Annotated in this window: 1 protein-coding gene; it reads left to right on the top strand. The window is 71.5% G+C overall.

Annotated features, from left to right (window positions below):
• Positions 1–259 precede the first annotated feature (259 nt).
• A partial coding sequence (locus tag ACMZ42_RS27320) for a hydroxymethylglutaryl-CoA lyase (protein WP_415733471.1) occupies positions 260–1,033 on the top strand: 774 nt, incomplete at its 3' end.

Raw genomic sequence — 1,033 nt, 5'->3', positions numbered from 1 at the left:
TTCGATGACTCGGATGCCGTCGAGGGGAGCACGGCTCATGAGACCTCCCGGAGGACAGCGGCGGAACGGGGAGCCACAGGGGATGTCCTTTCGCGAGCGAGCGAACTGAAACTGAAGCTAGTGTCAGTTTCGCTTCGGCGCAATCCCCCCGCCCCATCGGCGACCCTTGCAGATTTCTGAATCTGAATCTAGTCTCAGATTTGCCCCGCCAGGCCGCCCACACCGGCCACGGCATCCCCGCACACCCGAGGGAAACCGCATGGCCGCCCACCGCACCACCGCGCCCGCCGCCGTCTCACCGATACCGGGTGACTGGCCGGACCGGCTCCCCTCCCGGATCGAGATCCGCGAGGTCGGCCCCCGGGACGGCCTCCAGAACATCGACACCGAGGTGACCACCGAGGGCAAGGTCGCCCTCGTCCGCGCTCTCGCCCTCGGGGGCCTGCGCCGGATCGAGGCCGTGTCGTTCGTGAGCCCCCGCGCGGTCCCGCAGATGGCCGACGCCGAGGAGGTCGTCCGCGGGATACAGGACGTACCGGGTCTGTCCGTCGAGGCCCTGGTGCCGAATGAGCGCGGTGCCGAACGCGCGCTCGGCACCGGAGGCGTGGACCGCCTGGTGTTCGTCGTGGCGGCCAGCGACACCTTCAACCACCGCAATGTGCGGATGACCGCCGAAGAGTCGCTGCTCGGACTGTCGGCCGTCAGCGGCCTCGCCCACGCGGCCGCCGTGCCGCTGAGCGTCGTCGTCGCCACCGCGTTCGGCTGCCCGTACGAAGGGGATGTCCCCGCCGAGGCCGTCACCGCCCTGGTGGGCCGGGCGGTCGACTGCGGAACCGACGAAATCATCCTCGCCGACACCACCGGGATGGCCACCCCTGCCTCGGTCGCCGCCCTGGTTCCCGCCGCCCGCGCGGCCGCCGGCTGCTCCGTCGGCATCCACCTGCACGACACCCGGGGCCTCGGCCTCGCCAACGCCCTGGCCGCGCTCGCGCTGGGCGTCGACCGGTTCGACGCGTCGATCGCCGGCATGGGC

Origin of the sequence: Lysinibacillus sp. NPDC056185 (assembly GCF_047737915.1) — a bacterium.
Taxonomy (GTDB): domain Bacteria; phylum Bacillota; class Bacilli; order Bacillales_A; family Planococcaceae; genus Lysinibacillus.
Note: the sequence above shows the minus strand (reverse complement) of the source record. Positions and strands in the feature narration are given on the sequence as shown.